Origin of the sequence: Noviluteimonas caseinilytica, assembly GCF_018406605.1 — a bacterium.
Lineage (GTDB): Bacteria > Pseudomonadota > Gammaproteobacteria > Xanthomonadales > Xanthomonadaceae > Noviluteimonas > Noviluteimonas caseinilytica.
On sequence record NZ_AP024545.1, the window covers coordinates 2,444,695 to 2,468,829 of the forward strand.

Annotated in this window: 19 protein-coding genes; 12 read left to right on the top strand and 7 right to left on the bottom strand. The window is 68.6% G+C overall.

What is annotated here, in order from left to right:
• The first annotated feature begins 18 nt into the window (after positions 1–18).
• From LYSCAS_RS11875 to radA, 12 genes are all read left to right on the top strand, one after another.
• Positions 19–2,355, top strand: a complete 2,337-nt coding sequence (locus LYSCAS_RS11875) for a UDP-N-acetylglucosamine 2-epimerase (protein WP_213434245.1) — start codon at positions 19–21, stop codon at positions 2,353–2,355.
• A gap of 112 nt (positions 2,356–2,467) precedes the next feature.
• Positions 2,468–4,729 (top strand): polysaccharide biosynthesis tyrosine autokinase, encoded by a 2,262-nt coding sequence (locus LYSCAS_RS11880; protein ID WP_213434246.1) that lies wholly within the window; start codon positions 2,468–2,470, stop codon positions 4,727–4,729.
• A gap of 15 nt (positions 4,730–4,744) precedes the next feature.
• On the top strand, positions 4,745–6,208 hold the full coding sequence (locus tag LYSCAS_RS11885) for an asparagine synthase-related protein (protein ID WP_213434247.1): 1,464 nt from the start codon (positions 4,745–4,747) through the stop codon (positions 6,206–6,208).
• An 8-nt stretch (positions 6,209–6,216) separates the two neighbouring features.
• On the top strand, positions 6,217–7,632 hold the full coding sequence (locus tag LYSCAS_RS11890; protein WP_213434248.1) for an asparagine synthase-related protein: 1,416 nt from the start codon (positions 6,217–6,219) through the stop codon (positions 7,630–7,632).
• On the top strand, positions 7,629–8,720 hold the full coding sequence (locus LYSCAS_RS11895; protein ID WP_213434249.1) for a right-handed parallel beta-helix repeat-containing protein: 1,092 nt from the start codon (positions 7,629–7,631) through the stop codon (positions 8,718–8,720). The genes LYSCAS_RS11890 and LYSCAS_RS11895 overlap by 4 nt, the downstream gene beginning before the upstream one ends.
• A gap of 334 nt (positions 8,721–9,054) precedes the next feature.
• Entirely contained in the window at positions 9,055–10,233 is a 1,179-nt protein-coding gene (locus tag LYSCAS_RS11900) for a right-handed parallel beta-helix repeat-containing protein (RefSeq protein WP_213434250.1), read from the top strand.
• Between the two features lie 171 nt (positions 10,234–10,404).
• Entirely contained in the window at positions 10,405–11,766 is a 1,362-nt protein-coding gene (locus LYSCAS_RS11905; RefSeq protein WP_213434251.1) for a lipopolysaccharide biosynthesis protein, read from the top strand.
• Positions 11,763–12,971, top strand: coding sequence for a hypothetical protein (locus LYSCAS_RS11910; RefSeq protein ID WP_213434252.1), 1,209 nt, complete (start codon positions 11,763–11,765; stop codon positions 12,969–12,971). Before LYSCAS_RS11905 ends, LYSCAS_RS11910 begins: the two co-directional genes overlap by 4 nt.
• On the top strand, positions 12,968–14,134 hold the full coding sequence (locus tag LYSCAS_RS11915) for a glycosyltransferase family 4 protein (protein ID WP_213434253.1): 1,167 nt from the start codon (positions 12,968–12,970) through the stop codon (positions 14,132–14,134). The genes LYSCAS_RS11910 and LYSCAS_RS11915 overlap by 4 nt, the downstream gene beginning before the upstream one ends.
• Positions 14,135–14,138: 4 nt before the next feature.
• A complete protein-coding gene (locus LYSCAS_RS11920; protein ID WP_213434254.1) occupies positions 14,139–14,900 on the top strand; it encodes a YdcF family protein in 762 nt (253 codons plus the stop codon).
• Positions 14,901–15,104: 204 nt separating this feature from the next.
• Complete coding sequence (locus LYSCAS_RS11925) at positions 15,105–16,178, top strand: polysaccharide biosynthesis/export family protein (RefSeq protein ID WP_244858535.1); 1,074 nt, start codon at positions 15,105–15,107, stop codon at positions 16,176–16,178.
• A 141-nt stretch (positions 16,179–16,319) separates the two neighbouring features.
• Complete coding sequence (gene radA, locus LYSCAS_RS11930) at positions 16,320–17,744, top strand: DNA repair protein RadA (protein ID WP_213434255.1); 1,425 nt, start codon at positions 16,320–16,322, stop codon at positions 17,742–17,744.
• A 7-nt stretch (positions 17,745–17,751) separates the two neighbouring features.
• On the opposite strand, the gene LYSCAS_RS11935 is transcribed toward radA, so the two are convergent.
• The 7 genes from LYSCAS_RS11935 to LYSCAS_RS11965 form a co-directional block, all read right to left on the bottom strand.
• Positions 17,752–18,186, bottom strand: a complete 435-nt coding sequence (locus LYSCAS_RS11935; RefSeq protein WP_213434256.1) for a type II toxin-antitoxin system HicB family antitoxin — start codon at positions 18,184–18,186, stop codon at positions 17,752–17,754.
• 14 nt (positions 18,187–18,200) lie between these two features.
• Entirely contained in the window at positions 18,201–18,404 is a 204-nt protein-coding gene (locus LYSCAS_RS11940; RefSeq protein ID WP_213437897.1) for a hypothetical protein, read from the bottom strand.
• Between the two features lie 145 nt (positions 18,405–18,549).
• Entirely contained in the window at positions 18,550–20,121 is a 1,572-nt protein-coding gene (locus LYSCAS_RS11945) for a DHA2 family efflux MFS transporter permease subunit (protein ID WP_213434257.1), read from the bottom strand.
• 18 nt (positions 20,122–20,139) lie between these two features.
• Positions 20,140–21,318: an efflux RND transporter periplasmic adaptor subunit gene (locus LYSCAS_RS11950; protein WP_213434258.1), complete on the bottom strand. Its 1,179-nt coding sequence runs from the start codon at positions 21,316–21,318 to the stop codon at positions 20,140–20,142.
• A 15-nt stretch (positions 21,319–21,333) separates the two neighbouring features.
• Positions 21,334–22,791 carry an efflux transporter outer membrane subunit gene (locus LYSCAS_RS11955; protein WP_213434259.1) on the bottom strand — a complete coding sequence of 486 codons (1,458 nt, stop codon included), beginning with the start codon at positions 22,789–22,791 and terminating at the stop codon, positions 21,334–21,336.
• Position 22,792: 1 nt separating this feature from the next.
• Positions 22,793–23,236, bottom strand: a complete 444-nt coding sequence (locus LYSCAS_RS11960; protein WP_213434260.1) for a MarR family winged helix-turn-helix transcriptional regulator — start codon at positions 23,234–23,236, stop codon at positions 22,793–22,795.
• Positions 23,237–23,329: 93 nt separating this feature from the next.
• Positions 23,330–24,118: a cytochrome C assembly family protein gene (locus tag LYSCAS_RS11965; RefSeq protein ID WP_213434261.1), complete on the bottom strand. Its 789-nt coding sequence runs from the start codon at positions 24,116–24,118 to the stop codon at positions 23,330–23,332.
• Positions 24,119–24,135: the final 17 nt, after the last annotated feature.

The following is a 24,135-nucleotide window of genomic DNA, read 5'->3' on the forward strand; positions in this document are numbered from 1 at the left end:
GGTCATCGAGAGGCGCGCATGGAAGAAGCAAAACTGGTGGCCGCGAGTGCGATCGCGTTGGCCGTCACCCTCTTCGCGATTTTTTCCCTGCGCCCGATGGCGCGGCGGCTCGGGCTGGTCGACAAGCCCGGCGGACGGAAAGCGCACAAGGGTCGCGTCCCGCTGATCGGCGGCCTGTGCTTCTTCGCCGGCACCGTCGCGGGCCTGTTGTACCTGGGCTACATCGATGCGTTCGTCGCGAGCCTGCTCGTGCCGTGCGCGCTGATCGTCATGACCGGCCTGGTCGACGACCTGCACGACATGAGCGTCAAGGCGCGCCTGGTGATCCAGTGCTGCACCGCGTGGCTCGTGATCGGCGCGACGGGCGTGTACCTGGATAGCGCGGGCCACCTGCTCGGCGACATGGAACTGCAGATCGGCCTGCTCGGCATCCCGGTGACGATCATCGCGGTGATCGGCCTGGTCAACGCCTTCAACATGATGGACGGCATCGACGGCCTCGCCGCGGGCATGGCGATGGTCACGATCGGCACGATCCTGCTGTTCGCCAACGGCGGGTTCCCGGTGCTGGGCGTGCTGCTCCTGCTGCAGGTGCTGTTCGCTGCGCTGGTGCCGTACCTGTGCGTCAACCTCGGTTGGCCCGACGGCCGCAAGATCTTCATGGGCGATGCGGGCAGCACGCTCATCGGCTTCCTGATGGCGTGGAGCCTGATCTATCTGAGCCACGGCAAGGTCGGCGTGCTCGCGCCGGTGGACACGCTGTGGTGCGTGGCGATCCCGGTGATGGATACCCTCGGCGTGATGCTGCGCCGCATGCGCGCGGGCAACTCGCCGTTCAAGCCCGATCGCCAGCACCTGCACCACTTGCTGCTCGATGCCGGTTTCAATGCGCGCATGGCGCTGGCGATGATCACGGGCGCTGGCCTGCTGATCGGCGGCCTCGGCTTCGTGCTGCGCGATGCGCCGGAGTCGGTGAGCCTGGCCACGTTCGGCGTATTGCTGTTCGCCTACATGACGCGCCTGCCCAACCTCATCGCCGCGCTGGGCAGTCGCTTGCCGAAGGCGCACGTCCGCGAGCCGCACGTCGTCACGCATCGCACGCCCGCCGCGAACGTGCAGACGCTCACGCCGGTCCCGTCGTCGTCGTCCACGGCGCATGCGCCGCCGAACGTGCTCAAGGCGCTGTACGTCGTGGCCGGTGCGTCCGACGCCGCGCAGCTCGCGCCGATCGCCGATGCGATGTCGCGCGATGCGCGCTTCGAAGCGCGCATGTGCGTCGCCGCCTCGTGCGCCGAACATCCGGAACAGGTGTTGTCGTTGTTCGACATCGCGGCAGACGTGCGCATCAACCTCGCCGCCTCGTCCGACATCGCGCAGACCACGTCCGCCGCCCTGGGCTCGATCGACCGCGTGCTGGCCGAATACCGGCCCGACATGGTGATCGTGCCGGCCGGTGCGCCCACCAGCGTCGCCACCGCGCTGGCCGCCAGCTACCTGCAGATCCCGATCGCGTGCATCGAAGCCGCGGGGCCCGCGTCCTCGCGCAGCGCGCCGGAAGCGGCCCGCCGCGTGATCGATTCGCTGGCCACGCTGCACTTCACCGCCACCGAATCGCAGGGCCGCACGCTCATCGCCGACGGCGTGTCCGCCGAGCGCGTGCTCGTCTCCGGCGACCCGGCGGCCCGCACGCTGCACACCGCGGTCGCGCGCCTGCGCGACGAAGAGGACCTGCGCCGCCAGCAAGTGCAGCGCTTCGGCTTCCTGCGCGAGGACGCGCCGCTGCTGCTGGTGCTGGCGCGCGACAAGCTCGGCGAACGCTCCGAACCCCTGGCCCGCGCCCTGCGCCGCATCGCGCTGCGCCGCCCGGACCTGGACATCGTCTGCCTGCTGCCGCCCTCCCGGAACATGGATGGCATCGACGGGATGCTCGGCGCCTTCGCCAACATCCACCTCGTCGAGCCGGGCGAATACCTGGACTTCGCGTACCTGGCCGATGCGGCCCACCTGGTGCTGGCCCTGTCGGGCGACGTGGCGGCCGAAGCCGCCCCGCTCGGAACGCCTGTCCTGGTGCTGAATACGGCCGTTGACGGTCCGCTCACGAGTGAAGCGCCCAACATCCGTCGTCTCGACCTCCATGAACAGACGATCTCGGACGTGGTGCTCCACCTGGTCAGCGATCGTCGGGCGTGGGACACGCTGCGGACCGACGAACGCATGCAGGCGGACGTGTGCGACCGGATCGTCGAGGCGCTTGCGGGGCTGCGGCCCAGCATCGCGCCGGTGGTGCCGCTGGCACCGGTGGCCGACCTGCCGCGGTACGCGGCGGCGGGCGACCGGGTGCGAGAGGTGTCCTGAGGAGAGCGGGGCGCTTCAAACCGGATTCGTTCTAGGGGGATCCACGGCGCAGGCAGCGGACGCCTGAGCGGGCGTGGGTTTCAACCAACTTATATGGATGAGTGAAAAACCAATGGCGACATACCTTTCCACCCGCACCACGCCGCCGCCGCACATCGCCCCGTCCTCGGTGCGCGACGAGGAGCTGGACCTGCGCACGCTGATGTCCACCCTGGGCGATCACAAGCGCATGATCCTGTTCGGCACGCTCGCCTTCTTCCTGCTCAGCGTGCTGTACGTCGTGCTGGCCACGCCGAAGTACGAAGCCAATGCGACGGTGCAGGTGGAACGGCGCATGCCGACGTTCCCCGGCCTCAACGCCAACGCGGCGCAGCAGTCCTCGCCGGCCGAATCGCCGGCCACCACCGAGATCCAGCTTCTCACCTCGCGCACGGTGCTGAGCGAAGCGCTCGACAACCTCGACCTGGACGTGCAGGTGCAGCCGGCGCGCTTCCCGCTGTTCGGCAGCTACATCGCGCGCCACTTCACGCCGTCGCATCCCAACGCCGTCAACGAACCGTGGTTCGGCATGGCGCGCTACGGCTGGGGCGGCGAGTCGGTGCAGGTCGCGCGCCTGGACGTGCCGCAGGAACTGATCGACCAGCCGCTGCGCCTCGTCGCCGGCGACGCGAATACCTACACGCTCTACGATCCGGAAGGCCGCGCGCTCGTCCGCGGCACCGTCGGCAAGCCGGTGCAGGCCGGCGGCGTCAACATGCTGGTGCGCAGCCTCAACGCGAACCCGGGCATGCGCTTCGAAGTGACGCGCCTCAACTCGCTGGCGATCCTCGACAAGCTGCGCCACGACATCAGCGCGTCCGAACAGGGCCGCGATTCCGGCGTGATCGCGTTGAGCTACGAGAACGAAGACCCGGTGCTCGCGCGCCAGGTGCTCGAGCAGGTCAGCCGCGCCTACGTGCACCAGAACGTCGCGCGCAATTCGGCCGAAGCCGCCAAGCGCCTGCAGTTCGTCAAGCGCCAGCTGCCCAACGTGCGCAAGGAACTGGACAAGGCGCAGGCCGCGCTCACCGCGTTCCAGTCGCGCACGCAGACGCTGGATGTCGGCGTGCAGAACCAGTCGCTGCTCAACCAGACCGTGCAGATCGATTCGGCCATCAGCCAGCTGCGCATCCAGCAGGCCGACCTCGCCGCGCGCTTCACGCCGGCGCATCCGATGTACAAGGCGGTGCTGTCGCAGATCGCGCAGTTCCAGGCGCAGAAGGGCCAGCTGCAGGGCCGCATCGCCGCGCTGCCGGAAACGCAGCAGGGCCTGTTCCGCCTGACGCGCGACGTGGAAGTGACCAACCAGACCTACGCCAGCCTGCTCGACCAGGCGCAGCAGCTCGACATCGCGCGCGCCAGCGCGGTCGGCAATGCGCGCGTGATCGATCCGGCCGCCGTCAACTACGACAGCCCGGCGTGGCCGAAGCCGTTGCCGGTGGTGTTCGGCGGCACGCTGCTCGGCGCGCTGCTGATGTTCGGCTTCGTGCTGTTCCGCCAGATGATGCGCCGCGGCGTGGAAGACCCGGCCGACATCGAGCTGCTGGGCCTGCCGGTGTACGCGTCCATCCCGTACAGCGAGCGCGGCCGCGAGATCACGATGCACCCGAGCCGCTTCCCCAACGGGTCGCAGCGCCTGCTCGCGCTCAACGCACCGACCGACCTTGCGATGGAAGCGCTGCGCAGCCTGCGCACGAGCCTGCACTTCGCGCGCTTCAAGACCAAGAACAACCTGCTGATGATCTCCGCGCCGAGCCCGGGCGTCGGCAAGACCTTCGTTTGCGCCAACCTCGCCGTGACCATGGCGCAGGCCGGCCAGACGGTGCTGCTGATCGATGCGGACATGCGTCGCGGCACGCTGCACCACGCGGTGGGCGTGCGTTCGGAAGGCGGCCTGTCGGAACTGATCACCGGCCAGATCCCGCTGGAAGAAGCGATCCGCAAGGTCGCCGGCGCCGACAACCTGTCCTTCATTTCGCGCGGCGAGATCCCGCCCAACCCGTCCGAGCTGCTGATGAACCCTGCGTTCAACGAGTTGCTGGAGCAGGTGGGTCCGCGCTTCGACATCGTGATCATCGATACGCCGCCGGTGCTCGCGGTGACCGACGCGGCGGTGATCGGCCACCAGGTGGGCACGTGCCTGATGGTGGTGCGTTTCGGCCTGAACCAGCAGCGCGAAATCGCGCTGGCCAAGCAGCGCCTGGAGCAGAACGGCGTGGAAGTGAAGGGCGCGATCTTCAACGGCGTCCAGAAGCGCAGCGGTGGCCACTACGCATACACGTACTACGAGTACCTCCCCCAGACCACCAGCAACAAGCATCAGGCGTACCGCTGACCCATGAATGTCTCGATGCTCGATCCCCGCGCCCTCGCGCCGTCCCTGCAGCGACCGCCGCCGCTGCAGATCACGATGTCGCCGTACTACGGCACGCCGGATTTCTCCGAAGTGGCGAACACCGCACCGCATCGCCCGATCGACTACGTCTCGGTCGCCGACATCCTGCGCAACGCGTTCGTCTATCCGCCGAACTCGATCTTCAAGGACGTCAAGCTGGTGACGTTCGGTTTCTCGCCGGCGCAGGACATGCAGGTGGCGCCGCAGTTCCACTTCAAGTTCCGGGATTCGGGCAAGCGCGGCGACACCGATGCCTCGCATCCCGACCACGACATCGACTGGGTCGGCACGTACCACAAGCTGCTCGTCGACGCGGTGGCCGCCTCCACGCGCGAGTCGAAGAACCCGTGGCTGCTGCAGAGCGGCGGCAAGGATTCCACGACGCTCGCCATCGCGGTCGCCGATGCGCGCCCCGACACGGTGTGCATGACGTACCTGGGCGGGCGCGAGGAAAACGAAGTCGAGTCCGCCACGATGGTGGCGAAGACGCTCGGCCTGCGCCATGAATCGCTGCAGTGCGATCCGGCGCGCGCCTACGATCGCTACCTCGCGGTCGCCGACCGCATGCCGCTGCTCACCGCGGACTTCGCGCTGCTGTCCTACGTGGACCTGGCGACCGAAATCTCCGGCCGCGGCGGCGACGGCGTGATCGACGGCCTCGGCGCCGACAGTTATTTCGGTACGCCGATGTCGCGCCAGCAGCGCTTGCTCAAGCGCCTCGCGCGCGGCGTGCGCCTGCCGCCGGCCCTGGCGGAACTGCCGCTCATCGACCGCAGCTTCGAGCTGTGCTTCATGCTCGGCACGCTGCAGATGAACTCCATCGAGCGCGTGTTCCCGGGTTCGCGCTTCACCGATGCGGAAGTCGACGAATTGTTCGGCCAGCCGATCTCGCGCGAATCGCAGGCGCGCCTGGCGCCGTTCCTGGAGGAAATCGCCTCGGCGAGCAGCCCGGATGAATGGCGCGACATGTCCACGTCCATCGCCGGCTCTGCCGGTGCCTTCGCCAAGGGCCTGTACACGTGCAGCGCGCTCGGCATGCACGCGTCCTATCCCTTCTGCGATGTGCGTTTCAGGGAATGGGTGTACCGGGAAGTCCCGCCGCACCAGATGATCGATCCGGTGACGAGGACCAACAAGGTGCTGGTGCGCAACCATATCGCGACACGCTTCCCCGATCTTCCGTACGTCAAGCGCAAGGGCAGTTTCCGCTTCGACGTGCGCGGCCTGGCCGTCAAGCGCTTCGATACCGTGCACGAGTTCGCCGTGCAGGCACGCGACGTGTTGCCGGGCGCCGCGGGCTGGCTGGAACGCAATCGCCGTCGCCTCGACAACAAGTACCACGCCTCCAAGTTCTACCTGCTGGCGGTGGTGCTCCCCTGGATCCAGTTGCATCGCGCACGCGAACAGCAGGTGCCGTGACCCTCGTGATGACCCCGTCCGCGCTTGCCACGACCCCGTCGCCCGCGGCGGCCGCACGCGCGCCCGTCGCCGACGTGCACGGGCAGGCGATCGATGCGGTGTCCGTCGCCGACGTGTTGCGCAACGGGTTCGTCTATCCGCCGCATTCGATCTTCGAAGGCGTCGACATGCAGTCGCTCTCGGCCAACCTGGCCGGGCGCGATCCGCACGGGCCGGACGCATGGCGCTTCCGCTGGCGCGACAGCGGGAAGAAGCGCGACCGGCACGCTGTGGCGTCCCCGGACTGGGTGGCGGCCTACCATCGCCACCTGTGCGAAGCGATCGAGTCCAGCTGTGCGGAGATCGCCGCGCCGTTCTCGTTGCAGAGCGGCGGCAAGGATTCCACGACGCTGGCGATCGCGCTGGCCGACGCGCGGCCCGACACCACGTGCATCACCTACCTCGGCGGCACCGAGGAAAACGAAGTCGCGTCCGCGCGCACCGTGGCCACCACGCTCGGCCTGCGCCACGAAGCGCTGACCTGCGATCCCGGCCGCGCGTACGACCGCTACCTCGAACTCGCGCCGCGCATGCCGTCGCTCACCGCGGACTTCGCGTTGCTGTCGTACTGCGACCTGGCCTACGAGATCGCGTCGTTGCGCGGCGACGGCATGGTCGACGGGCTGGGCTCGGATACGTACTTCGGCATCCCGGTCAATTCGCAGTACAAGATCCTCAAGTGGCTCGCGCGCGGCGTGCGCCTGCCGCGCAAGACGACGGAACTGCCGTGGGTCGGCGACAACTTCGAGTTGTGCTTCGCGCTGGGCACGTTGCAGATGAACGCCGTGGAGCGCGTGTTCCCCGGTTCGCGCTTCACCGACGCGGAAGTGGACGAACTGTGCGGCCGCACCATCGCGCACCAGTCGCGCGCGCGCCTGCAGCCGTTCCTCGATGAGATCGGCACGGCGACGAGCCCGGAGGAATTCCGGGTGATGTCGCTGTCGATCGCGGCGGCCGCCGGCGGTTTCGCGAAGGGCCTGTACACCGCCGAAGCGATGCCGATGAAGATCGCCTATCCCTTCTGCGATCCGCATTTCTGCGACTGGATCTACCGCGACGTGCCGGTGGAGTTGCTGATGGATCCGGTCACGGGCCTGAGCAAGGTGCTCGTGCGCCAGCACATCGCCACGCGCTTCTCGAGCCTGCCGTACGTGCAGCACAAGGGCAGCTTCCGCTTTGACGTGCGCGGGCTCGCCGCCGCGCGCTACGACCAGGTGCATGCGTTCGCCGAAGATGCGCGGCATGCGTTGCCGGGTGCGGTCAACTGGCTGGATCGCAACCGCACGCGGCTGGACAACAAGTACCACGCCTCGAAGTTCTACCTGCTCGCCGTGCTGCTGCCCTGGCTGACGGGCCGCCTGCAGGGACAGGACCGCATCGCATGACGCCTTCGAAGACCTCCGGCGCCGCCGTGTCGCGGCGCGCCTGTTTGCGCGTCGCCGTGGCGGGCGTGCCGTTGCTGGTATTCGGTGCGGGCGCTGCGACTGCGGCCGCGACGTTCGACGTGCGCAAGTTCGGCGCGCGCGGCGACGGGCGCAGCGACGACACGCGCGCGTTCCAGGACGCGATCGACGCGGCGCACGGCGGCATCGTCGTCGTGCCGGCCGGCGACTACATGATCGATGCGCAACGCAGCGTGCGCCTGGCGAGCGGCACACAGCTGCGCATGGATCGCAACGCGCGCCTGCGTGCGATCCCGAATGCCTTGCCGCGCGCCTACGTGCTGCTGCTGCAGGGCGTGCAGGACATCACGATCAGCGGCGGGCAGATCCTCGGCGAGCGCAAGGCGCACCTGGGCACCACCGGCGAGTGGGGCCACGGCATCGCGATCTACGGCGCGTCCAACGTCAAGGTGCGCGACGTGCGCATCTCGGGCTGCTGGGGCGACGGCATTTCGATCGGCTCGACGAAGGCGGGGAAGGGCGGCGTGATGCGCCCGAGCACCGACATCGAGATCGCGAACGTGGCGAGCCTGGGCAATCGCCGCCAGGGCCTGAGCATCGGACGCTCGCGGCGCGTGTACGTGCACGACTGCGAGTTCAGCGACACCGGGGGCACGCCGCCGTCGGCCGGCATCGACGTGGAGCCCGACGCGGGCGACATGGCGAAGGACGTGCGCATCGAGCGCTGCATCTTCCGCCGCAACCGCGGGCCGGGCATCCAGGTGTGGAAGCGCGCGACGTCGGTGGCGATCCGCGATTGCACGATCGAAGACAACCGCAACGCCGGCATCCTGGCGGTCGGCGCGAGCGACGTGGCGATCGAGCGCAACAAGATCCGCGGCAACGGCAAGCAAGGCCTGGTGATCCGCGACAAGAGTTCGGGCGTCACGGTGGCCGGCAACACATTCGCGCGCAACGCGGGCGGCAAGCCCCTGGTGTCGTTCGGCGCCAACGCGCGCATGGCCCCGCACATCAAGATCGAGGACGGCGTGGGCCCCGTCCGCATCGCGCCGGACAACAAGACCGACTGAGCAAGAGCGGGAATGGGGAACGGGGAACAGGGAACAGGTCAACCCATCTGTTCCCTGTTCCCCTGTTCCCTGTTCCCGCTTGTCCATATGCGAATTGCGCACTCCGTGCACTGGATCACGCTTGCCCCCGGACGCCCGTTGCCCCAGTCAGGCGGGCGCAAGCCGCGCATTTCCCCAGTCAGATTCGTGAAACGCGTGAAGGCCGGACCGTCCATCCGGTGAAGATTCAACGCAGTCCACAGATTGCACACGAGGCCAGTGACGTTCGCTGCGTCCTCTCCCTAGTGTCCGACCCACGCCGCGAATGTGAGCGCGACGTGAAAGGGGACGGGGAATGGACACGAAGACGCAGCAGCTCGACGGCCTCGGCCGCCGCACCTTCCTTCGCAACGCACTGCTCGCGGGCGTTCCGCTCGCGCTCGGCGGCGTCGCCTTCGGCGCATCGGCCGCAACGGTCCGCCGCACGCCCACCCTCCAGTCGATCTACGCGCCGCCGGCCCGCACCCGCGGCGCCACCGTGCTGGACGTGCGCAAGTACGGCGCCTTCGGCGACGGCGTGCACGACGACACCGCCGCCTTCAACGCCGCCATCAAGGCGCTCCCGGCCGACGGCGGCACCGTCACCGTGCCGGCCGGCAACTACCTGATCAACGCCGTCACCTCGATCAACCTTCGCAGCAAAATGCACCTGCAGCTGGATCCGGCGGCCACGCTGGTGTGCAAGCCCAACGCCGAAGAGAAGGCCTACGTCATCTACGCCTACAAGGTGTCGGACGTGGAGATCTCCGGCGGCCGCGTGACCGGCGATCGCTACAACCACCTCGGCACGACCGGCGAGTGGGGCCACGCGGTGTTCGTGCGCGGTTCGCAGCGCGTGACCGTGCGCGACATGCTGCTGTCGGATTGCTGGGGCGACGGCATGTCGATCGGCGCGGCGCTGGTCTTCAACGGCGATCCCATCCCGTCCGAGGACGTGGTGGTCGCCAACGTCGTGTGCACCAACAACCGTCGCCAGGGCCTGTCGATCGGCCGCGGCAACAACGTGGTCATCCGCGATTCGGAATTCAGCAACAGCAACGGCACGGCGCCGGAGTGCGGCATCGACATCGAGCCGGACGATCCGGGCATCTCCAACGTGGTGTCGATCGAGAACTGCGTGCTGCGCGGCAACAAGAAGTACGGCCTGATGGCCTACAAGCGCTCGACCAACACGTCGATCCGCCGCTGCACGATCGAGAAGAACGGCAGCTGCGGCATCGTCACCGTGGGCACCAACAGCATGCGCATCGAGGCCAACACGATCCGCCTCAATTCGGCGACCGGCGTGTACATCCAGGACGGTTCGAACGACTGCGAGATCACCGGCAACACCTTCTACGGCAACTACGCGCGCAACGGCATCGTGGACCGCGTCGACTTCACCCAGACCGGGTGGACCTCGAAGATCGAGCGCGACATCCTGGTCAAGACGATGACGACCAACGTGCGCGTGATGTCCAACTTCTACAAGTAATCCACCGGACGGCGGGCCCCGCGCAGCTGCGCGGGCCCACCCAAAGGCAGGCGTCGGGGGGCGCCTGCCTTTCTTTTTGCCCGTCGTTTGGCATCCATCGCCTGCTTCGTGCGTTGTTCTTCACGACGCCGCCGGTATCGTCCGGCGGCTTTGGTGCAGGACGCGGCGCGGATGGATTCGAAGCAGGCAGGGGGTGCCTCGGTGGCGATGGAACCGGGCCCGGGACGGCTCGCACATTGGCTCGTGCCGGGCTGGAAACGGGCGCTGACCACGATCGGCATGCTGGGCGCGGCCACCGCGCTGGGCGCCGTGCTGGTGTTCCTGACGCAGACGCTGCTGGCGCGCGAGCTCGGGCCGGACGACTATGGCCTGTTCGCGTCGTCGCTGGCGACGGTGACGATGATCGCGCCGCTCGCGGGTTTCGGGCTCACCCAGTTCCGGTTGAAGGTGTACGGCATCGAGGGCTGGGCCGCCGCGCGCTGGTTGCGGCCGTCGTTGCGCTTCACCACGGGCACCACGATCGCCGCGCTCGCGATCATCGTGTTCTGGGCGTTGTTCGTCGCGCCCGATGCGGACACGCGCTTCGACCTGCTCGTGCTGACGCCGGTGGTGCTCAGCATCCTGGCGATCGACTTGATGAGCAACCGCCTGCGCCTGGAGGATCGTTACGGGCAGATGGCGTCGTGGCAGCTCGCGATCCCGGCGAGCCGGTTCGTGGTGGCGCTCGCGCTGTTGCTGGTGCCGACGTTGACCGGGCGCTTCGTGTCGATTTCCTACGCGCTGATCTCGCTCGCGCTCGTCGGCTTCGCGCTGCCGCAGCTGCGCGGCATGATCCGTGGCGAGATCGACCTGCGCGGCCACGGCCCACGCGTCGACATCCCCGCACCGACGCAACCGCCGCGCGTGGCGGAAGTGTGGTCGCAGGCGTGGATGTACGGCATGGTCGCCGTGCTCTATCCGGTGTTCTTCCAGATCAGCACGATCCTGCTGAAGTACCTGGCGGGCGATGCGTACGCGGGCATCTACAGCATCGCGCTCGCGATCATGACGGCGATCTACCTCATCCCCGCGACGATCTACCAGAAATTCCTGTTGTCGAAACTGCACCGCTGGGCCGCGCACGACCAGCCGAAGTTCTGGCTCGTGTACAAGCGCGGCAACCTCGGCATGTTCCTGCTCGGCCTCGCCGTGAGCGCCTCGCTGGTGGTGGTGGCGCCGTTCGTGGTGCCGCGCGTGTTCGGCCACGCCTACGCCGGCGTGACCACGATCCTGATGATCCTGGCGATCTGTCCGCCGATCCGGTTCCTGTCGACCGCAATGGGCTCGGCGCTGCTCACCGACCACCACATGCGGTACCGGGTGTACGCGATGGCGTGGGCCACCGGCGTGGCCATCGTCCTGAACGCCGCCTTGATCCCGTTCTTCCATGAGGTGGGCGCCGCCTGGGCGACCGTTGCCGCGGAAACGGTGCTGTTGCTCGGGACGTGGCACGGCGTGCGGCATTTCCACCGTGCGAAGGGCATGCATTCATGACGGACCCCTCACGGCTCGATCGTTATCACGGCGTCATGGATCCGGCCTATACCGACATTGCCGCCGAACACCAGGCGCCGCCGCCTGCCCGCGTGATGCTTGGGAAGGCGACGATCTACGCGATCTTCGTGGCGTGGTCGCTGTTCGCGGTGTTCGTCTACAGCCGATACAGCCAGCTCGGCGATGCCCGCTCGTACCTCACGGGCGCGTACGACGATGCATCGTCGGCGCGCACGTACTTCGTGACGCAGCTGGCCACGACGGTCATCGGCCTGGTGCACGTCGACGTGCTCGCGCACCTGGTGTTTTCCTTGTTCGCGGCGAGCGGCGTGGCCTACCTCGTCGGCCAGGCGCGCCTGCACGGACAGTACCGCTGGCCGTTGCTCGCGATCCTGCTGATCCCCAGTTTCGGTGTGTGGGCGTCGGTGGTGGGGCGCGAATCGCTGTACATCGGCCTGCTCGGATTCTTCATGGGCGCGCTGGTCGGTTACGTGCGTTCGGGTGGATTCCTGCGTTGGTGGCTCGCGGTGTTCTGCGTCGCGGGCATGGTCTTCATCCGCGCGCCGTTCGGCGCGGCGATGGCGGGCTGCTTCCTGATGACGTGGATCCTCGTGCGCGGACCGCGTACCGGGTTGAGCACGGGCGTGCAGGCGCTGGTGATGTTCCTGCTCGCGGCGCTCGTGCTGGTGGTCGCGTGGCCGCAGCTGGATGCGTACATCGCGGGCGAAGTGCTGCCGAAGGCGCGTTCGTATTTCACGATCGGGTCGGCGACGACGCGCATGTGGGTCAACATCGCCGACACCAACGAATTGTTCTCCAGCCTGTGGTGGACGCTGCCGCTGTCGCTGGTCGGTCCCACGCCTGGCGAAGTGCTGTCGCGGCCGGTGATGTTCCCCTTCATGGTGTCGGGGCTGGTCGTCTTCTTCGTGCTGCTCTATGCGATCCAGCAGGCGTTCCGCGCCCCGGCCGGCCTGCCGCGCAAGGTGCTGGTGCTCGCCTGGTTGCCGGCGATGCTGGTGACGCTGGTCGCGTACGTGCCGTTCGGCATCTACAACCCCGGCAGTGGCATCCGTTACGCCTCGTGTTTCCTGCTGTTCCTCGTCTTCCCGTGGATGGTGCGTTCGGGCGTGGCTGCGCCGGCGGAAACGCCGCGCATGCGCCACCGCGGCGTCATCTACGACTATCGCCTTGCGGAGCTCCGATGAAGTTCGTGTTCTACGCCAACACCGATTGGTACCTCTACAACTTCCGCCTCTCCACGGCGCTGCGCCTGAAGTCGGAGGGACACGAGGTGGTGATGCTGTCGCCGCCCGGCGAGTTCGGCGCGCGGTTCGAGACGCACGGGCTGCGCTGGATCCAGCTCGCGATGGATCGCGCCAGCCTCAACCCGGTGCGCGAAGCGGCACTGATCCGCACGCTGGCGCGCGTGCTGCGCGAAGAGCGCCCGGACCTGCTGCACAACTTCACCGTCAAGTGCGCGATCTACGGTGCGATCGCCGCGCGCGCCGCCGGCGTGCCCGCGGTCGTCAATGCGGTGGCCGGCATGGGTTACGTGTTCGCCAGCGAACGCATGCTCGCGCGCACGCTGCGCCCGATGGTCAAGTTGCTGATGCGCGGCACGCTGGGTGGCAAGCAGTCGCGCCTGATCCTGCAGAATCCGGACGACGCCGACGCTTTCGTGCGCGCGCGCCTGGTGCCGGAACAGCACATCCGCGTGATCCGCAGTTCCGGCGTCAACCTGGAACGCTTCCTCCCCGTGCAGCCCATCGACGAACCGCGCCCGCTGCGCGTGCTCCTCGCCGCGCGCCTGCTGTGGGAAAAGGGCATCGGCGAATACATCGAGGCCGCGCGCATCCTGCGTGCGCAGGGCCGCACCATCGAGTTCGTGATCGCCGGTTCGCCCGACCCGGGCAACCCGCGTTCGGTGAGCCGCGAACAGGTGGAAGGCTGGGCCGCCGACGGCCTCGTCGACTGGCGCGGGCACGTGGAAGACATGCCGGGCCTGATGCGTTCGATGGATGTCATCGCGTTGCCGAGCTATTACCGCGAAGGCGTGCCGAAGAGCCTCATCGAAGCCGCGGCCTGCGGCCTCGCCGTGGTGACCACCAACTTGCCCGGTTGCCGAGAAGTGGTGCGCGAACACGGCGTCGACGGCCTGCACGTCGAACCGCGTTGCGCGCGCTCGCTGGCCGATCGCCTGGTGGAGCTCGACGACGATCGCGTGCTGCTGCGCCGCCTCGGCGATCGCGCGCGCCAGAACGCGCTGGAACACTTCGACGAGCAGATGGTGATCACGCGCACCATCGCGGTGTACGACGAACTGCTGCCGACGCGCCGCGCCGCGCACAAGGCAGCCGCGGCGGCCTGACGTGATGGGTTTCCTGCGCGAAGCGCTCGTGGCGCTGACGTTTCCCCTTGCGTTGACGCTGGCGGGATTGCTGTTGGCGGCCGTCGTGTGGCGATTGCGCTGGCGCCGCACGGCGATGACGCTCGCCGTCCTCGCGCTCGGCTGGTCGGCGGTGTGGTCGGTGCCGCGCAATTCCGAATGGCTGCGGCAGTCGCTGGAAGACCGCCACGCGAGCGAACACGAACGCGCGCTGCCCACCGCCGATGCGATCGTCGTGCTCGGCGGCGGCGGTTACACGTGGGTGAGCCGCCCCGGCGTGACCATCGATGACCTGAAATACAGCCGGCTGGCCGCGGGCGCGCGCCTGTTCCTGGCCGATCGCGCGCCGCGCGTGATCCTGTCCGGCGGCGGCGTGGGCAAGAACACCGAGGCCCGCAACATGGCGCGCGGCATGCAGGTGCTGGGCGTGCCGCAATCGGCGCTCCTGCTGGAAGAGAAGAGCCACGACACCGACGACAACGCACGCTACGTCGGGATGCTGGCGCGCGAGCAGGGTGTCCACCGGATCCTGCTGGTCACCTCGGCGGTGCACATGCCGCGGGCCAGCCTGCTGTTCCGCCGCAACGGCATGGAAGTCTTCGAAGTGCCGGTGCCCGAGCCGACGCTCGGCGGTACCTGGGCGGACCAGTGGATCCCCAGCGGCCGTGCCCTGTGGCGCAGCGGGCGTGCGTTGAAGGAGTACGCGGGCCTCGTCGCCCTGTGCCTCGGCGCCGATAAGCCTGCGTGAAACCGGTCGGGGTGGTGGGGCGGCCCTTTTTCACGTGGCGCGTGCATCCCTGTACGTAGGCTCCCGGCGACAACCTGAATTCGGCCCGCGTCGCGCGCTTTCCCTGCTTTTCCGCGACGCCAACGTGACCACAAACGCGACGTGCGCAGGCCGCCGTCGACCAGCCAGGAGGGATCCACCTTGAGCACTATCTCGAGAGCTGCAATGACCAGCGCGACACTGAGCCTTGCACTCGCATCGGCCATCGCGCTCACCGGCTGCATTCCCGGCCAGCAGATGACCCAGACGGGACCGGGCTCGGTCACGGTGTCGGGCGAATCGATCAACGTCATGCCGATCACCAGCGAACTGGTCGGTGCCAAGCGCGCCCCGGTGGTGGTGCCGCAGGAACTGGCGAGCTTCCAGCCCGTCGCGTACGAAGTGAGCCCGGGCGACACGCTCATCATCACCGTGTGGGACCACCCGGAACTCACCACGCCGGCCGGCTCGCAGCAGCAGACGGTCATCAACGGCCGCCAGGTGCAGCCGGACGGGACGCTGTTCTATCCCTACGCCGGCAAGGTCAAGGTCGGCGGGATGACCGTGGAGCAGGTGCGCAGCACGCTCGAGAAGCGCCTGGCGCGTTACCTCAAGGATCCGCAGGTCGACGTCAACGTGGTCGGCTACGGCGGTCGCGTGTCGCTGCAGGGCGCCTTCACCAACACCGCGCCGCAGGACACCACCGTGGTGCCGCAGACGCTGTCGCAGGTGATCGGCCGCGCCGGCGTGGACGTGGCCAATGCCGACTTGTCGGGCCTGGTGCTCACGCGCGACGGTCGCAACTACAACCTCGACCTCGATGCGCTCAACCGCAACGGCGTGGCGCCGGACATCTACCTCAAGCCGGGCGACCGCGTGTACCTGCCGTACAACGATCGCAAGCAGATCTACGTGGTGGGCGAGGTGCGCACGCCGCAGGCGATCAGCTTCAAGACCAGCGACATGTCGCTGACGCAGGCCCTCGGCCGCGCCGGTGGCCTGAATCCGGAAACCTCCAAGGGCAAGGCGGTCTACGTGATCCGCGGCATGGACGACACGGCCAACATGCCGTCCACCGTCTACCACCTGGACGCGCGCTCGCCTGCCGCCTTCGCGCTCGCCTCGCGCTTCCCGCTGCGCGCCGGCGACGTCGTGTGGGTGGGCCCGGCCGGCATCACGCGCTGGAACCGCTACATCACGCAGCTGCTGCCGTTCTCGGGCCTGATCCGGAACGCCGCCGCGGCGGGCGCCGATTTGTAAGGGCGACAAACGCCACGATCGGGGAGCAAGGCCGGGCAGGAATGCCCGGCCTTTTTTTCGCGCGCGTGCCGGAGGCGTCTCGGCAGGCGAGACCGCCAGCCGCTACAGTGCCGCGTCGCTCCCCGCATCGAACAACACACCATGGCCAAGGCTGTCACCGGGTTTGGATCGAACAAATCCGCCGCGTCCAAAGCGAAGGCATCGCGTTCCGCCTACGTCTGCAACGAATGCGGCGCCGACTACGCCAAATGGCAGGGCCAGTGCGATGCGTGCGGGGCGTGGGATTCGCTGAGCGAAGTGGCGCTCGGCGCCGCGGAGGCCGCGCCCGCCGCGCGCCGCGACGGCTGGGCCGGCAAGGTCGATGCGCCGAAGGTCACCGCGTTGCGCGACGTGCAACACAGCGAAGACGCGCGCGTGCCGACGGGCATCGCGGAATTCGATCGCGTGCTCGGCGGCGGCCTGGTCGAAGGCGCGGTCGTGCTGGTGGGCGGCGATCCGGGCATCGGCAAGTCGACGTTGCTGCTGCAGGCGCTCGCGCGCATGGGCGGCGCGTTGCCGGGCCTGTACGTGACGGGCGAAGAATCCCTGGCGCAGGTCGCCGGGCGCGCGATGCGCCTCGGCCTGCCGATCGACCACCTGCACGCGCTGGCGGAAACCGGCGTGGAGCGCATCCTCGAACACGCAGTGGCGATGCGGCCGAAGGTGATCGTCGCCGACTCGGTGCAGACGCTGTGGACAGAATCGCTTGGCGCCGCACCGGGCTCGGTGAGCCAGGTGCGCGAGAGCGCGGCCCGCCTCGTGCGCTACGCGAAGGAAACGGGCACCACCGTGTTCCTGGTCGGCCATGTCACGAAGGAAGGCGGCATCGCCGGTCCGCGCGTGCTGGAACACATGGTGGATGCGGTGCTGTATTTCGAAGGCGAGAGCGGCAGTCGTTTCCGCGTGCTGCGCGCATTCAAGAACCGCTTCGGCGCGGTGAACGAGCTCGGCGTGTTCGCGATGGGCGAGAAGGGCTTGAAGGAAGTACCCAATCCGTCGGCGATCTTCCTGTCGGGCGGCAGCGTCGCGCAGCCAGGCAGCGCGGTGATGGTGACGCGCGAAGGCACGCGGCCGTTGCTGGTGGAAGTGCAGGCGCTGGTGGATGCCTCGCCGCTGTCCAATCCGCGCCGCGTGGCCGTGGGCCTGGAACAGAATCGCCTGGCGATGCTGCTCGCGGTGCTGCATCGCCACGGGGGCGTGGGCGTCGGCGACCAGGACGTGTTCGTCAACGTGGTCGGCGGCATGCGCCTGCAGGAAACGGCGGCGGATCTGCCGGTGCTGCTCGCGGTGTTGTCGTCGTTGCGCGATCGGCCGTTGCCCGACAAGACGGTGGCGTTCGGCGAAGTGGGCTTGTCCGGCGAGATCCGCCCGGTGCCCAACGGCGAGGAACGCTTGAAGGAAGCCGCGGCGCATGGCTTCCTGCGCGCGATCGTGCCGAAGGCCAACGCGCCGAAAGCCGGGATGTTCAAGGGACTGGAAGTGATCCCCGTGGAGCGCTTGTCGGACGCGATGTCCGCGGCGAGCTGATCCGCGATCAGGCCGATTGCGGCCAACGCTTCACCTGGAAATCCAGCCGCCGGTCCATCACGCGGAACGCCTGCGCGATGGTGTCGATCTTGGTGACGTGGTCCAGGTCGATGATGCGCTGCACGGATTGCGGCGTGGTGTCGAGGCGGCGGGCGAGTTCCGCCGGCGTGATGCCCTGCACCAGCATTTCGTTGAGCAGCAGCACCTTGGCGCTGAGCGAGGCGGGCAGTTCGACCGTGTCCTGGCCCGGCTTCGCCTTGCCCGGCAACGGCACCGGACGGCGATCCTGGAAGTAGAACTCCATCGCGCTCTCGAGCGCGTCCTGCGCCATCGACAGCGCATGCGCGCGCGAACGCCCGGAGGTGAGCGCTTCGGGGATGTCGTCGAAACGCACGAACCATCCCTTGCCATCGCGTTCGATCGTGACGGGGTAGACCAGCATGCGCGTGCTCCTTGTCAGAGGCCGGGTTGGCGGATGATCGCCTTGCGCAGCGCTTCACCGATCTCGTGCGCCGGATGCCGGGGCAGGGTGCTCTGCCGGCCGCGGTAGTACACGCGCGTGTGCTTGCTGCCTTCCTTGAACAACGCGCCGCGCAATGCGAGCCACCGGCGGAATTCGCACTGCTTCATGTCCATGGCGCCGTGGAAACCGGCGTCCATGGTGGTGCGCGCGAACCGCGGCGACCGTCGGGCAATGCCGCGCCGTCCTGTCGGAGCACTGCCCGGTCATCCGCCGGGCAGTGGGCGCACTGTAAACATTAATGTGAATTCAGGCAAGCACGAAACGAGGCAGAAACGTCCCGGATCAGTGCCCGCCCGCTGCGGCCTCCGCCGACGGCCCGGCCTTCGCCTGGAACGGGGGCTTGGCGATCCAAACGAACGCGATCACGCCGAGGAACACCAGGCCGAGCAGGTGGAAGATCTCGTTGAAGCCGATCTGCGCCGCCTGGTTGGAAATCATCCGTTCCAGGATGGCCGCGCCGCGTTGCAGGTCGCCGCCGCCCAGGCGCGTCGCCGTCTCGATCGTGCCGGGATCGTAGGCCGACAGTTTTTCGGTCAGGTGCGCGTGGTGCACGGCGCCGCGTTCGGTCCACGCGTACGTGGTGAGCGAGGCGGCGAAGCTGCCGCCCAGCGTGCGCATGAAGGTCGCCAACCCTGAGCCCGCCGCGATTTCATGCGGCTGCAAATCGGACAGCAGGATCTGCAACACCGGCATGAAGAACAACGCCACGCCGAAGCCTTGCAGCAACTGCACCAGCGCGATGTGGTTGAAGTCCACGTCCAGGTTGAAGCCGGCGCGCGCGAAGCTGGTGAGCGACATCGCGATGAACGCAAGGCTCGCCAGCATGCGCAGGTCGAACTTGTGCGCGTACTTGCCCACGAAGGGCGTGAGCAGCACCGGCAGGATGCCGATCGGCGCGGTGGCGAAACCCGCCCAGATCGGCGTGAATCCCAGGTTCCGCTGCAACCACAGCGGCACCAGGATGCCGACGCTGAAGAACGCCGCGTACGCCACCACCATCGCGATCGTGCCCGCGGTGAAGTTGCGGTGGCGGAACAGGCGCAGGTTGACGATCGGATCCTTGTCCGTCATCTCCCAGATCACGAACACCGCCAGCGAAATCGTCGAGATCACCGCCAGCCACACGATCAGCGTGGAGTGGAACCAGTCTTCGTCGTTGCCCAGGTCGAGCAGGATCTGCAGCGCGCCGACGCCGAGCACGAGCGTGATCAGCCCGACGTAATCCATCTTCGGCTTCTCGAGCCGCTCCGGGCGTCCCTTCAGCTGGCGACCGACCACGAAGCTGGCGAAGATGCCGATCGGGATGTTGATGAAGAAGATCCATTCCCAGCTGTAGTTGTCGGTGATCCAGCCGCCGAGGATCGGGCCCGCGATGGGCGCGACGACGGTGACCATCGCCAGCAACGCGATCGCCTGCCCGCGTTTGTGCGGTGGATAGATCGAGATCAGCAGCGCCTGCGTGATCGGGTACATCGGGCCCGCGACGAAGCCCTGCAACGCGCGCGCCGCGACCAGCAGGCCCATGCTGTTGGCCAGGCCGCACAACAGCGATGCGACGACGAACAACGCCGTGGCCCACACGAACAGCTTGCGTTCGCCGAAGTGGCGCGTGAGCCAGCCGGTGAGCGGGAGCGCGATGGCATTGCTCACCGCGAAGGACGTGATCACCCACGTGGCCTGGTTCGCGCTGCCGCCGAGGTTGCCGGAGATGGTCGGCAACGACACGTTCGCGATCGTCAGGTCGAGCACCTGCATGAACGACGCCAGCGCGAGGCCGAGCGTCGTCAATGCCATGTTCGGTGGGCGGAAGGCGGCCTGCGGCTGTGCGCCGGCGTTTGCTGCAGTGGCGGACATGGGGAGGGCTGCCCGGGCTCAGCCGCGGCCGGGCAGGTTGGCGCGCACGATCTTCTGGATGCGCGCGTCCGCTTCGGCCAGTTGCTTCGCGTAAGCCTGCGTGGCCAGCAGCGGCTTGGCCGGCGGCGCGGCGGCGAGCAGCGGACCGCTCTGGTCGCGGATCGCGACGTCGGTGTGCATGCTCAGGCCCAGGCGCAGCGGGTGGTCGTGCAATTGCTTGGCATCGACGGAGATGCGCACGGGCACGCGCTGCACGATCTTGATCCAGTTGCCGCTCGCGTTCTGCGCGGGCAGCAGGGCGAACGCGCTGCCGGTGCCGAGGCCGAGGCTCACGAGGTGCCCGTCGAAGCGCACGTCCTTGCCGTAGAGGTCGGAGTGCAGTTCGACCGGCTGGCCGATGCGCATCTGCGCGAGCTGCGTTTCCTTGAAGTTCGCTTCCACCCACACCTGGTCCAGCGGGATCACGGTGAGCAGCGCGACGCCGGGCTGCACGCGCTGGCCGAGCTGCGCGCTGCGCTTGGCGACGTAACCATCCACCGGCGCCACGATCGCCGTGCGCTCCAGGTTGAGGTAGGCCGAACGCAATTGCGCGGCGGCGGCGGCGACCTGCGGCTGGTCGATCAGCGTGGTTTCGTCGACGAGCGCGTTGTTCTTCGACAGGTTCTCGCGGCTGCTGGCGAGCGCGGCTTCGGCGGCGGCGAGTTCGTCGCGCGCATGCGCAAGTTCCTCGGCCGACACCGCGCCCGTGGCGACCAGGCCGCTGCGACGCGCGACGTCTTCGCGCGCCTTGTCGACGGCGACGCGGCGAGCGGCGATGTCGGCGTGGTTCGCATCCACCGCGCTGTACAGGCCGCGCACCTGGCGCACCGTATTGGCGAGGTTGGCGGCGGCCTGTTCGTAGGCGACGCGTGCATCGTTCGGGTCGAGCTGCACGAGCACCTGGCCCGCGGTGACCTTCATGCCGTCGTCGGCGCCGATGCTGACCACCGTGCCCTGCGTCTGCGGCGTGATCGTGACGATGTTGCCCTGTACGTACGCATCGTCGGTGCCTTCGTGCCAGCGCGCGACGAGGAAGTACCAGAGCAGCCAGGCGATCGCGGCGATGAGCACGACGAGCGCCAGGATGATCAGGGCGCGCTTGCGCTTGCCGTTCTTCGGCGCGGCGGCGGGGGCGGGGGGATTGATCGCAGTCGTCATGGAAGTGGGCCGGGATTAGTGGGAGGCGGTCGACGCGTCGGCGTCGAGGGCGATGGGATGCGCGATCTGCAGGCCGCCGCCGAGGGCACGCTGCAGGTCGACGGTGGCGGTGAGGCGCTGCGCTGTGAGTGCGTCGCGCTGCTGGTCGAGCTGGAACAGCGGACGCTGCGCGGCGAGCACATCGAGCTGCGTGCCGAGGCCGGCCTTGTAGCGTGCGGTGGACAAGTCGTACGCACGCTGCGCGGCGTCGCGCGCCTGGTTGGCGGACTGCAGCTGCGCATCGAGTGCACGCGCGGCCTGCACGGCGTCGGCGACTTCGCGCACGGCGCCGACGAGCGACTGGTCGTAATCGGCGACGGCGAGGTCGTAGTCGGCATCGCGCTTGGCGAGCTGGTTGCGCAGGCGGCCGCCATCGAAGATCGGCAGGCTCAGCGCGGGACCGCCGTTGACGAGCAGCGCATCGCTGGTGAACAGGTCGGAGAGATGACCCGACGCCAGGCCGACGAGCGCGGTGAGGTTCACCGTCGGATAGAAGTCGGCCTTCGCGGCGTGGACGGTTTCGCCCGCGGCTTCGACGCGCCAGCGCGCGGCGACGACGTCGGGGCGATGGCCGAGCAGTTCGTTCGGCAGCACGCCGGGCACGGTGGGCGCGGACGCCTGCAACACGCCGGGCTTGCCGATCGACAGGCCGCGATCCGGGCCCTTGCCGAGCAGCGCAGCGAGGGCGTTGCGCGAGGCATCGATCTGCTGTTGCGCGGCCTGCGATTGCTGGCGCGCGGTGGCGACGTTGGTTTCGGCGGTGCGCAGTTGCACCTGGTTGTCCAGGCCGGCCTTGACGCGTTGCTGCGCCAGTTCGGTGAGGTGCGAGGCGCGCGCGATTTCCGCTTCGGCGGTGTCGTGCGCGGCATTCGCCTGCGCGAACACGATGTAGGTGCGCGCGATGTTGGAGGCGAGCATCAGGCGCGCGGCCTGCGCTTCGACTTCGCTGGCGCGCGCCTGGTCGAGCGCGGCGCGCCACGTCGCGGCGTGGCCGCCCCACAGGTCGGGGCTCCACTTGAAATTCAGGCCCAGCAGCGTGACGCCCTGGTAATTGCCGCCGAGGTCGGAGCCGGCGATGTTCTCGGGCAGCATCACGCCGACGTATTGCGCAGTGGCGCCGAGCGTGGGCTTGCGCGCCGCATCGGCGAGGCCGGCCTGCGCGGCCGCCTGGCGCACGCGCGCATCGGCGGCGGCGAGCGACGGCGTGCCGGCGAAGGCTTCGTCGACCAGCGCATCGAGTTGCGGATCGCCGAGCGCCGTCCACCACGCCTGCGTGGGGAACTGCGCATCGGACGTTGCGCCGACGGAGCGCTGGATCTCCAGCGCGTTCGCGTCGCGCGGCTGCGATTCGGGGGCGAGGCCGCGCGAGCTCGCGCACCCGGCGAGGGCGACGGCCAGGGCCAATGCGGCGACTGTGGGGAACGCGTGGCGCATGTCAGCTTCCGTTCGAAAGGTTGTCGCGGACCTGCTCGAGCAGGCGGCGGAGTTCGTCCTGTTGCGATTCGTCCAGGCCTGCGGTCGCCTGCGAATGCACGCGCTGCGCGCACTCGTTGATGTCCTTCCAGATCGCCTCGCCCGTGGGGGTGAGGTGGATGTGGAGCGCGCGGCGGTCGGCGGGGTCGGCGACTCGGGTGAGGATCCCGCGGGCCTCCAGCTTGTCGAGCAGGCGGGTCATGGCGCCGGGGTGCAGGTAGGCGGCGCGGGCGAGTTCACCGACGCCGGCCGTCCCGTTGGCCAGGTACTTGATGGTGATGAACTGGCTGAAGTTGAGCTCGTGGCCGGTGGTGGCGAGCTCGCGTTCCATGCGGGCCCACATGGCGTCGCGGACCTGGCGGAAGAGCAGGCCGAGGCTGGAACCGTTGCAGGGGGCGGTGTTCATGGGGCGGCATGATCCATGCGCCCGCAATAGTTGTCAATGCAATTATTGTCCCGGCAGTGGAACAAGCCGGCCCAGCGGGGCCGGGGCGGGTCGTCAGACCCGCTTGAGGACCATTTCGAGGACGAACTGGCTGCCGAAGAAGGCCAGCATCAGCAGGGCCATGGCCGCGAGCGTCCAGCGCACCGCGGTGGCGCCGCGCCAGCCGCGCCGCCAGCGGCCCAGCAGCAGCGCGCCGAAGGCGAGCCACGACAGGACGCTCAGCACCGTCTTGTGCACCAGGTGCTGGGCGAGGAGGTTCTCGACGAACAGCACGCCGGTCAGCAGCGTGGCGGTGAGCAGCACGAAGCCCACCGCGATGGTGCGGAACAGCAGCGATTCCAGTTCCGTCAGCGGCGGCAGCGCGCGCAGCCAGCCGTGGAATTCGCGGCGACGCAACGCGCGTTCCTGCGCCCAGAGCAGCAAGGCGAGGACCGCGGCGATCCCGAGCGTCGCGTACGCCAGCAACGCGCACCACGCGTGCAGTTGCAGGCGCCAGTCCAGCGTGTCGGTGTGCACGTGGCCATAGGCCGCGTACCCCACCAGCGCGGCCGCCGCGAGCGGGAACACGATGACGCCGAGCGCCGCCATGCGGCCCGTCGCGCCGTACAGCGTGGTCAGGATCGCCATGCCCAGGCCGACCAGCGACAGCGCGGAGAAGAAGTGCAGGTCCAGCGAGCCCGCGGTGCGCCAGGTGGTCACGTGCACCGCCACGTGCAGCACCAGTGCGATGAGCGCTGGCAGCACCCACGCGTAGCCGCGCGTCGCGCGATCGGCGGCGACGCCGCGGGCCAGCAGGCCGGCGGACAGGACGTAGGCGAGGGCGGCGAGGAGCGCGAGCGTCATGCGGCGGAGTGTCGCAT